The following is an 11,595-nucleotide window of genomic DNA, read 5'->3' as shown; positions in this document are numbered from 1 at the left end:
AAGTACTATGATCATCATAGCGGGCGCCAACAACAACAACACCGCTGTCGTTAAGGGCCAGCTGATATCCAAAACGATCTCCCTCAGCACCATCTGAAGCCGTAATCTTGAACTCACTATATCCACCGGACCCATCTGGACGGTAAACATAAACGGAACCAGACTGATTGCCCTTGTCGTCGTCACCATAAGCACTAACGGCAACAATACCGGCATCATTGATCGCCGCAGAATGACCAAAATAACCGTTCTTAATACCGTCAGAAGCGGTCAACTGGACCTGCTGAACACCGCCTTGTCCATCGGAAGCATAAACATAGACTGAGCCAGAATTGGACATATCTTTGTTTTGATCATCATAGCGAGCACCGACAACAACACTGCCAGCCGAGTTCACCGACACTGAAGCTCCAAAGCTATCTCCACTTGCTCCATCAGATGCAACAAGCTTGGAAACAGACGGATGGACATACGTTTCACCAATGGGAGGTAGATCAACAGCATCATTAGCACCATTGATGGTAACGGTGACTGTCTTGGTAATTGGCTCTGCAGTGCCATCACTCACGGTGTAAGTGAAGGTGTCAGTTGCTGTCTCGCCAGCCGCCAGATGCTCGAACTGACCGTTCGGATCATACTGAAACTTGCCGTCAATAAGAGACACTTCACCTGTCGTGCCGCTGGCATCAAACGTGATAGTGGCTGTGTCGGATGCATCCGGGTCGTTATAAGCGGGCTCGATCAGAACACTGTCATCTTCCGAGGTGGAAGCAGCAATATCTGAGACAACCGGAGCATCGTTGGTGCCGACGATGGTCACTGTAACCGGCTGACTCGCAATCCCACCATTGCCGTCATCCAAGGTCACAGTGAACACAAGTTCAACCTGTTCACCTGCTGCCAGATAATCGAACACGGTGGAAGCAGCAGAGAAAGTCAGTTCGATGGTACCTTCAACGCTTGAAGCCGAAGACGTAACTCCTGTAACGCTCAGCAGAGCTTTGAGGTCATCATCACTCAAGGATGACAGGCCAGAGGTGACACCGGTTGCGCTGACTTCTGTGATGCTGGCGGTGTGAGCATCATCTGACACGTCCACATCTGTAAAGGCCAGCTGAAGGCTCTGAGTGATCGGGGAAGTATTGGTGGTCTCCCACAACGCTAGTTCATTTGCAGGATGGGTGTAGTTGCCCAATGCATCGGGCTTGAACACATAGACGGACCCGGAGTTATAACCCTGGTCATCATCTCCCGGGGCACCAACCAGCACCGTGCCATCCGGATTGATGGCAACGTGACTGCCAAAGGCATCTGTTGCAACACCATCAGGCGCAACAAGCTTGGTTTGGGTATAACCACCTTGCCCATCTGGTACATAAACATAGACAGAGCCGGCACCATAGGCGACCGCATCATCATTGCTGGCGCCGACAACGATCACACCAGCTTCATTCATGGCGACAGCATTGCCGAAACCATCTTGAGCGGACGCATCTGAGGCCGTCAGAGTGATCGGAGCTGCATATGTTCCTTCTGGAGTTGGTGCATAGATATAAACCGCTCCGGCATCACCACCGGCGCTATCAGCCCCCTTTGCACCAACAACGATGAAACCTGTTGCATTTACAGTAATAGAGCTGCCGAACTGATCGTAAGTCACCCCTTGCGGCAATGTCAGTTTGATCGGCGCACCATAGTCTCCTGAACCATTTGGTTGGTAGACATAGACAGATCCACTCTGGGAACCAAGATCATCATCACCAGGCGTTCCAACCACAACCAGTCCCGCATCGTTTACCGAGACATAAGCTCCAAACATTGCACCTGGGACACCATCAGGGGCACTCAAGGCCACATTGTCATAGCCACCAGCTTCATTGGGAATAAACACCTGTACAGCGCCTGTAACCGGCACTCCATTTGCGGTGCTCTGAGGGGCACCACTGACGATCACTCCGCTCTCGCTGATGGCAACAGAACTTCCCAACAGTTGCCCTGCTGCTCCTTCCGATGCAGTCAACTTAACGGGCTCAGAGTACCCCCCAGACCCATCGGGACGATAAACATAGATGGAACCTGAATGCGGTCCGTTATCGTCATCGGCAGCAGCGCCAACTACAATCACACCAGCTTCATTGATACCGACAGACTTACCGAACTGACCTGCATTGACACCGTCTGGAGCCGTTAGCTTGAGTTCAGTAACACCGCCGGACCCATCTGGCTGGCGCACCACAACAGAACCACCAGCGTACACAATGCCTTCACTGTCTCCAGGCACACCAACAACAACCGTCCCAGCTCCGTTCACCGCAACACTGGAGCCATAACCATCCACTGAAGCACCCTGTGCATCAACAACATGAGTGACAGAGGAAACAACCTCGGAGGAAACAAAAATTGGGGCATCAGCTGCACCATTAATTGTAACCGTAACTGTCTTGGTAACGGGCTCTGCTGTGCCATCGCTTACTGTATAAGTGAAGGTATCTGTTGCAGTTTCACCAACAGCCAGATACTCGAACTGGCCTTTCGGATCATACTGAAACTTGCCATCAACAAGAGACACTTCACCTGTCGCACCGCTGGCATCAAATGTGATGGTGTGGGTGTCGGAGCTGTCTGCATCTGAGAACGCAGGCTCAATCAGAACACTGTTGTCCTCTGAAGTTGATGTCACGATGTCTGAGACAATTGGAGCATCATTAGCGCCATTGATTGTAACCGTTGCAGTCTTGGTGACTATTCCGCCATTGCCATCATCGACGGTATAGGTGAAGGTGTCAGTAGCTGTCTCGCCAACTGCCAGTTGCTCAAACTGACCATTTGGATCATACCGGAACTTGCCATCAGCAAGAGACACTTCGCCTGTCGTACCACTGGCATCAAAGATGATGGTGTGGGTGTCGGAGCTGTCTACATCCGAGAACTCTGGTTCAATGAGAACACTGTTGTCTTCAGAAGTCGATGTCGCAATGTCTGAGACAACTGGAGCATCATTAGCACCATTGATGGTGACGGTGACTGTCTTGGTAATTGGCTCTGCGGTGCCATCACTCACGGTGTAAGTGAATGTATCTGTTGCTGTTTCACCAACAGCCAGGTGCTCAAACTGACCGTTCGGGTCATATTGGAATTTGCCATCAATAAGAGACACTTCACCTATCGTACCGCTGGCATCGAATGTAATGGTGTGGGTGTCGGCTGCATCCGGGTCGATATAAGCGGGCTCGATCAGAACACTGTCATCTTCCGAAGTGGAAGCAGCAATATCAGAGACAACCGGAGCATCGTTGGTGCCAACGATGGTGACAGTCACTGGCTGGGTCGCAACTCCCCCATTGCCATCATCTAGTGTCACAGTGAACACAAGCTCAACCTGTTCGCCTGCTGCCAGATAATCGAACACGGTGGAAGCAGCAGAGAAAGTCAGATCGATGGTACCTTCAACGCTTGAAGCCGAAGACGTAACTCCTGTAACGCTCAGCAGAGCTTTGAGGTCATCATCACTCAAGGATGACAGGCCAGAGGTGACACCGGTTGCGCTGACTTCTGTGATGCTGGCGGTGTGAGCATCATCAGATACATCCACATCCGTAAAGGCCAGCTGAAGGCTCTGGGTAATTGGCGAGGTGCCGGTGCTTTCTACAAGGCTAAGCGCGTCAGAGATCTGAACAGGTTCATTGTAACTGTAACCACCAGAGGTATCGGGCTTAAACACATAAACCGATCCCGCTCGGTTGTTTTCATACCATGCACCGACAGTGATTTCGCCTACATCGTTGATCGCAACTGAAAAGCCAAAATACGAATCTACCGCCCCATCGGGAGCAGTTAATTTGTATTCAGCATACCCACCGAAACCATCTGGAACATATGCATAGACTGAGCCCGATTTATCCCCATTATCATCATTGTAAGCACCAATAACAATTACTCCGGCATCATTTACTGCAACGCCAGTGCCAAAATAATCATTCTGAGTACCATCTGATGCCGTTAGTTTAGTCTCAGAATATCCACCTTCTCCATCAGGAGTATAAATATAGGCTGATCCAGAGTTATTTCCGAGGTCATCATTGTTGCGAGCACCAACGACAATCAAACCATTCTCATTGATTGCAATCGCATCACCAAAGTGATCATCATCCGCTCGATCAGAAGCCGTCAACTTGACCTCTGAGTATCCACCGGAAGAATCCGGAACAAAAACAGAAACGTAGCCAGCGGAGTTAAACTCTCCGCCCTGACCTGTAGGATAACTTGCTATAGAGGTAGATGCACCAACAACAATTATTCCTGCATCATTTACTTCCACAGATCGGCCAAAATTGTCATTGGCGCTAAGAGTCGCAGACGTCAACTCAATTTCCGAGTACCCACCAAAACCATTAGGCACATAAGCAAATGCAGCACCTGCTACCTGCAAATCTCCGCCTGGTTTGTTATATTGCTCACCAACAATAATTAGGCCTGAGTTACTTACCGCAACTGCGTAGCCAAAACTATACGAGTTCCCAGGAATCTTCACTTCACTATAATTACCAGAACCGTCTGGTTGGTAGACATAAACAGAACTTTTAGCTCCGACTACAACCAAACCACTATCATTTATAGCAGTTGCATAACCAAAATTCTCATACTCAGTACCATCAGAGGCAATCAGCTTAACTTCCTGAACCCCTCCATGCCCATCTGGCCTGTAAACATAAACAGCTCCGCTATTTTTTTCATTGCCATCTCCATGCCGCGCACCTGCGACTACAGTGCCAGAGGAATTTACTGATACTGATAGACCAAGGTCATCATTTTTCTCCCCATCGGAGGCCGCAAACTTCACTGGTTCGGGGGCATTTTGCGTTTTAGCTGCAAACACCGGCGCATCGTTGGCACCATTGATGGTGATCGTTGCAGTCTTGGTAACTACTCCGCCATTGCCATCATCAACAGTGTAGGTGAAGGTGTCAGTTGCAGTCTCACCAACAGCCAGATACTCGAACTGACCTTTGGGGTCATATTGGAATTTGCCATCAACAAGAGACACTTCACCTGTCGTGCCGCTGGCATCAAACGTGATGGAATGAGTGTCGGAGCTGTCTGCATCAGAGAACTCTGGTTCAATGAGAACGCTGTTGTCTTCAGAAGTCGATGTCACGATGTCTGAGACAATTGGAGTATCATTAGCGCCATTGATGGTGATCGTTGCAGTCTTGGTGACTACTCCGCCGTTGCCGTCATCGACAGTATAGGTGAAGGTGTCGGTTGCTGTCTCACCAACAGCCAGATGCTCGAACTGATCGTTCGGATCATATTGGAATTTGCCATCAACAAGAGACACTTCACCTGTCGTGCCGCTGGCATCGAATGTGATGGTGTGGGTGTCGGAGCTGTCTGCATCTGAGAACGCAGGCTCAATCAGAACACTGTTGTCCTCTGAAGTTGATGTCACGATGTCTGAGACAATTGGAGCATCATTAGCGCCATTGATTGTAACCGTTGCAGTCTTGGTGACTATTCCGCCATTGCCATCATCGACGGTATAGGTGAAGGTGTCAGTAGCTGTCTCGCCAACTGCCAGTTGCTCAAACTGACCATTTGGATCATACCGGAACTTGCCATCAGCAAGAGACACTTCGCCTGTCGTACCACTGGCATCAAAGATGATGGTGTGGGTGTCGGAGCTGTCTACATCCGAGAACTCTGGTTCAATGAGAACACTGTTGTCTTCAGAAGTCGATGTCGCAATGTCTGAGACAACTGGAGCATCATTAGCACCATTGATGGTGACGGTGACTGTCTTGGTAATTGGCTCTGCGGTGCCATCACTCACGGTGTAAGTGAATGTATCTGTTGCTGTTTCACCAACAGCCAGGTGCTCAAACTGACCGTTCGGGTCATATTGGAATTTGCCATCAATAAGAGACACTTCACCTATCGTACCGCTGGCATCGAATGTAATGGTGTGGGTGTCGGCTGCATCCGGGTCGATATAAGCGGGCTCGATCAGAACACTGTCATCTTCCGAAGTTGATGTCGTGATGTCTGAGACAATTGGCGCATCATTTGTACCATTGATGGTGATCGTTGCTGTCTTGGTGATTGCCCCGCCATTGCCGTCATCGATGGTGTAGGTAAAGGTATCTGTTACTGTTTCTCCGATAGCCAAATGCTCGAACTGGCCGTTCGGGTCATATTGAAACTTACCGTTAACAAGAGATACTTCACCTGTCGTGCCACTGGCATCAAATGTGATGGTGTGGGTGTCGGAACCGTCTACATCTGAGAACACAGGCTCAATGAGAACGCTGTTGTCTTCAGAAGTCGATGTCGCAATGTCTGAGACAACTGGAGCATCATTAGCACCATTGATGGTAACGGTGACTGTCTTGGTAATTGGCTCTGCAGTGCCATCACTCACGGTGTAAGTAAAGGTGTCAGTTGCTGTCTCGCCAGCCGCCAGATGCTCGAACTGACCGTTCGGATCATACTGAAACTTGCCGTCAATAAGAGACACTTCACCTGTCGTGCCGCTGGCATCAAACGTGATAGTGGCTGTGTCGGATGCATCCGGGTCGTTATAAGCGGGCTCGATCAGAACACTGTCATCTTCCGAGGTGGAAGCAGCAATATCTGAGACAACCGGAGCATCGTTGGTGCCGACGATGGTCACTGTAACCGGCTGACTCGCAATCCCACCATTGCCGTCATCCAAGGTCACAGTGAACACAAGTTCAACCTGTTCACCTGCTGCCAGATAATCGAACACGGTGGAAGCAGCAGAGAAAGTCAGTTCGATGGTACCTTCAACGCTTGAAGCCGAAGACGTAACTCCTGTAACGCTCAGCAGAGCTTTGAGGTCATCATCACTCAAGGATGACAGGCCAGAGGTGACACCGGTTGCGCTGACTTCTGTGATGCTGGCGGTGTGAGCATCATCTGACACGTCCACATCTGTAAAGGCCAGCTGAAGGCTCTGAGTGATCGGGGAAGTATTGGTGGTCTCCCACAACGCTAGTTCATTTGCAGGATGGGTGTAGTTGCCCAATGCATCGGGCTTGAACACATAGACGGACCCGGAGTTATAACCCTGGTCATCATCTCCCGGGGCACCAACCAGCACCGTGCCATCCGGATTGATGGCAACGTGACTGCCAAAGGCATCTGTTGCAACACCATCAGGCGCAACAAGCTTGGTTTGGGTATAACCACCTTGCCCATCTGGTACATAAACATAGACAGAGCCGGCACCATAGGCGACCGCATCATCATTGCTGGCGCCGACAACGATCACACCAGCTTCATTCATGGCGACAGCATTGCCGAAACCATCTTGAGCGGACGCATCTGAGGCCGTCAGAGTGATCGGAGCTGCATATGTTCCTTCTGGAGTTGGTGCATAGATATAAACCGCTCCGGCATCACCACCGGCGCTATCAGCCCCCTTTGCACCAACAACGATGAAACCTGTTGCATTTACAGTAATAGAGCTGCCGAACTGATCGTAAGTCACCCCTTGCGGCAATGTCAGTTTGATCGGCGCACCATAGTCTCCTGAACCATTTGGTTGGTAGACATAGACAGATCCACTCTGGGAACCAAGATCATCATCACCAGGCGTTCCAACCACAACCAGTCCCGCATCGTTTACCGAGACATAAGCTCCAAACATTGCACCTGGGACACCATCAGGGGCACTCAAGGCCACATTGTCATAGCCACCAGCTTCATTGGGAATAAACACCTGTACAGCGCCTGTAACCGGCACTCCATTTGCGGTGCTCTGAGGGGCACCACTGACGATCACTCCGCTCTCGCTGATGGCAACAGAACTTCCCAACAGTTGCCCTGCTGCTCCTTCCGATGCAGTCAACTTAACGGGCTCAGAGTACCCCCCAGACCCATCGGGACGATAAACATAGATGGAACCTGAATGCGGTCCGTTATCGTCATCGGCAGCAGCGCCAACTACAATCACACCAGCTTCATTGATACCGACAGACTTACCGAACTGACCTGCATTGACACCGTCTGGAGCCGTTAGCTTGAGTTCAGTAACACCGCCGGACCCATCTGGCTGGCGCACCACAACAGAACCACCAGCGTACACAATGCCTTCACTGTCTCCAGGCACACCAACAACAACCGTCCCAGCTCCGTTCACCGCAACACTGGAGCCATAACCATCCACTGAAGCACCCTGTGCATCAACAACATGAGTGACAGAGGAAACAACCTCGGAGGAAACAATAACAGGGGCAGTATTGGAAGTGTTTGTTGGAGCTTGGTCAGACATAGCGGCCTCAAAATGACGACAAATAATCAGGCCAAACTATGAGTGCATTAATCATGCAAAACAATTTAAAGTTTAATCAATTATATATATGCAACCTATTTTAGATTTCTCGATCTTCTCATACGTTAATTTCACTCAGCAACACATCTATTAGATGAAAAATAAAGAAGAACAAAAATACAAGAATCCTCAGCTTTGATTAGCGTCAAAATCTAATTAAGTTTAGTTTTTTATATCATCATATTTTAGTTGAAAACTTGCACTCAACATATCCTTCGAACCGCATAACGTCCTTCGAGCAAAGAGGCTAATTGTACGCCCGAGAGTTGATTATAGATCTGACATCGCAGCTCAGGGACAACATTGACGCGCATAGTAAAGCCGATGCTGTTTATGAGAATTACCCAATAACCTGCGTAAAGAAGCCGTTTCGCATAGGACCGCTGAGCAACTTAGAATGCTCCCAATGGCATTGCTTAGGCCGTTGCAAGCAAACCTTTTATCTGGTGTCACAAGAGAGTTTCTGCTTAGTGCCGTGTTTGAGGTATGTTGCTATGACTGTAATCATATGCCGGATCTAGATTTGGTAGTTCTTAACCAGCAGCATAAAGCGTTCAACCAAAGGATTGAGGCTCTTCTTTCGCCAGAAGATGGTCATTTTCATCTCTGGCAATGGGGGCGTTGTTGGAATTGAGCAAACATCCGGTGTAAGCTCCATAGTACCTGGAACAATCATGCAAGCACCTGCACCAGACGCAGCTAGGCCGATTTGGCCGCCAACGTTTGTCACTGCTGAGGGATAGATTTGCGGGACAGCTCCGATTTCCTTTAAAGCATCAATCTGAAAGGAATATTGGCGCGGGTGTGCACTTACAGGCAGCAGAATTAATGGAAGTTCAGAGACATCCTGAGCGGTAAGCACCGACTTGTTGGCCATTTTGTGAGATTTTGCCAGGCATAACTCATAGTGGCCAGACCAAAAAACCAACTGTTCCAGATTCTTGGGAAGCTCCAGAGGGGTCGGCTGTGACATGAATGCGATGTCAATCCTGTTCGATGCTAATGCTTCACACATCTCGACTGCTGTCAGCTCAATCAGATGGGTGAAGATACTCGGCTAAGCCACCCTAAAACCTCTAAGCAACTCATCAATCTGTCCGAAATTCTGGTAGCTTGGAATACCAACTCGCAACTCCTGCTGTTGTGCCTTGCTATGTATATTCTCCAGCTCTTCGCTACAATCGTTGAGCAAAGATTGAAACAGTCGCAGGCATTGCTGACCCTCAGCAGTAATTTGAAAGCCTGTCGATGATCTGGAAAGCAGGGACAGTTCGAGGTTTTCCTCCAACTGAGAGATCTGCTGGCTAAGGGTTGGCTGACTCACACCCAAACTCTCTGCTGCCTTGCGAAAGTTCATAAAATGGCAAAGCTCGCAGAAATAGAGAAGCTGGCGAAAACTGAGGCGCCTCAGCATCGCTGTCCATTTTGGCTGTATCTGGTTCAAGGGCCGAGAGTCCTGCATGATGCACTCAGTCTATTAAGATCTATCAGCGCAGTAGCTCATAGAAAAATTCTATGAGCAATAACTTACTCATATTATTCGTCGTTTCCCAAACAGTTTAGCCTTCTCACTATGAAAACCGACACGAGCATTGTTGTCGGAATAATGGGAGGCATCATTGCCATATAATACAAGCACAGTACTTGCAGAACGTTCATACGACATAGCGGATGTAAGCCTGGCACCAGAAGGCACCAAACGCATCCAATGGGCGAAGGCTCATATGCCTATTATGAGCAGTATCATTGAACGCATGGAGCAGCAGAAACCTTTCAAAGACCTAACGATTGGTGTGTGCCTTCATGTTGAGGCGAAAACCGGTGTCTGGATGGAAGCTCTTACCAAAGGTGGTGCAACAGTTGCCCTCACAGGCTCTCCCGGTTCAACTCAGGATGAGACCGCAGCAGCCCTGGTGAAAGATTACGGTGTTCATGTGTTCTCGCACAGAAATGAAACCTTCGAAGACCACATGGAGTACTGCAAGCAAATCCTGCGCTTTAAACCAGACATCATTGCAGACAACGGGCGGATTTGCATGAGCTGATTTTCACCGATAACGAGTTTACAGAGCTGCAATCGACTCTTCTAGGGGCAACAGAGGAAACCACGACAGGTGCAAACCGTCTTCGCGAGGACTTCAACTCCGACAAGTGGAGCACGCTCATTATCAACGACACCCAATCTAAGCGGATCATCGAAAACCGTTTTGGCGTGGGTTCCTCTGTCGTTGATGGCCTTATGCGGGCCACCAATGTGATGCTGCACGGTAAGAAAATTGTCGTTGTCGGCTATGGATACTGTGGAGCAGGTACAGCACAGCGACTTCGAGGCATGGGTGCCCATGTCACGGTTGTTGAGAGCAACTCTCTTGTTCGTCTCGAAGCCCATATGGAGGGCTTCTACACCTCCAAATTGGAAGCAGCTCTGCCTGATGCTGATATGGTTGTGACCGTAACAGGCCGTGATAGCGTGCTTCACAAAGAACATTTCCAGCTGATGCGCGATAAAACCATTATTGCGAATGCAGGACATTTCCAGCGTGAGATTGATGTACGAGCTCTGGCTGAGCTTAGCTCATCTCATCAGCAGATCCGGCCACACATCACCGCCTATCAGATCCCAGAGGGTGGCAAGGAGCTGTTTCTTTTGTCGGACGCCAATCTGGTTAATCTATCAGCAGGTGATGGCAATCCAATCGAGATTATGGATCTGGGGCTGGCGTTGCAAACCTTAAGCATTGAGCGTATTGCAACAGCCGCATCAACGCTGAGCAACACCCCACAACCAGTACCCTACGACATTGAGATGAAAGTAGCTGAACTGGCCTGCAAGTACTGGATTAACCACTAACGCTAGCCTTTTTGCGCAATAACATCATGAGGAAATTAGGAATTTGAACATACTGCCTATGCTTAACTTTCTTGGTATTGGGTAAATCATTTCCACGAACCCAAAAGCATCAAACTCAGGTAATTCTTGGTGCAATTCTCATTCAGTTTCTCAATGGATGGCATTACCTTTCTATTTAGCGGGTTGATTGGTGATAAGATGTTTGAACTGTTTGGCGGTCGAGGTTTTGCCATGATGGGTACGAATGCGAGTTACCTGAACGCTATCTCGTTTACGACCGCTACTAGCTATTTGCATAGTGCTAGAGTTCAGGTTCTGGAGAAAAACAAACTCAAATTCCGATTGTGTTGACTGGTATCTGCGCCAACCTACATTATACGCCTCCCTAACA

5 protein-coding genes are annotated in these 11,595 nt (G+C 49.2%); 2 read left to right on the top strand and 3 right to left on the bottom strand.

From position 1 onward, the window contains the following. From PJE062_RS26365 to PJE062_RS12395, 3 genes are all read right to left on the bottom strand, one after another. The coding region (locus tag PJE062_RS26365) for a VCBS domain-containing protein (protein ID WP_008549203.1) at nt 1-8,293 on the bottom strand (8,293 nt) is incomplete at its 3' end. A gap of 577 nt (nt 8,294-8,870) precedes the next feature. Next, nucleotides 8,871-9,383, bottom strand: a complete 513-nt coding sequence (locus tag PJE062_RS12400) for a LysR substrate-binding domain-containing protein (protein WP_256377924.1) — start codon at nt 9,381-9,383, stop codon at nt 8,871-8,873. A 27-nt stretch (nt 9,384-9,410) separates the two neighbouring features. After that, complete coding sequence (locus PJE062_RS12395) at nt 9,411-9,797, bottom strand: LysR family transcriptional regulator (RefSeq protein WP_198136853.1); 387 nt, start codon at nt 9,795-9,797, stop codon at nt 9,411-9,413. A gap of 175 nt (nt 9,798-9,972) precedes the next feature. Here PJE062_RS12395 and PJE062_RS26740 point away from each other — a divergent pair, with 175 nt between their 5' ends. Then, the gene (locus tag PJE062_RS26740) at nt 9,973-10,398 is read left to right on the top strand and encodes an adenosylhomocysteinase (RefSeq protein WP_208982282.1); all 426 of its coding nucleotides are present in this window, start codon (nt 9,973-9,975) and stop codon (nt 10,396-10,398) included. Then, nucleotides 10,386-11,204: an adenosylhomocysteinase gene (locus PJE062_RS12390; protein ID WP_008549411.1), complete on the top strand. Its 819-nt coding sequence runs from the start codon at nt 10,386-10,388 to the stop codon at nt 11,202-11,204. The genes PJE062_RS26740 and PJE062_RS12390 overlap by 13 nt, the downstream gene beginning before the upstream one ends. The last annotated feature ends 391 nt before the right edge of the window (nt 11,205-11,595 follow it).

Origin of the sequence: Pseudovibrio sp. JE062 (assembly GCF_000156235.1) — a bacterium.
Taxonomy (GTDB): Bacteria; Pseudomonadota; Alphaproteobacteria; order Rhizobiales; family Stappiaceae; genus Pseudovibrio.
This window is presented reverse-complemented; position numbering and strand designations above follow the sequence as displayed.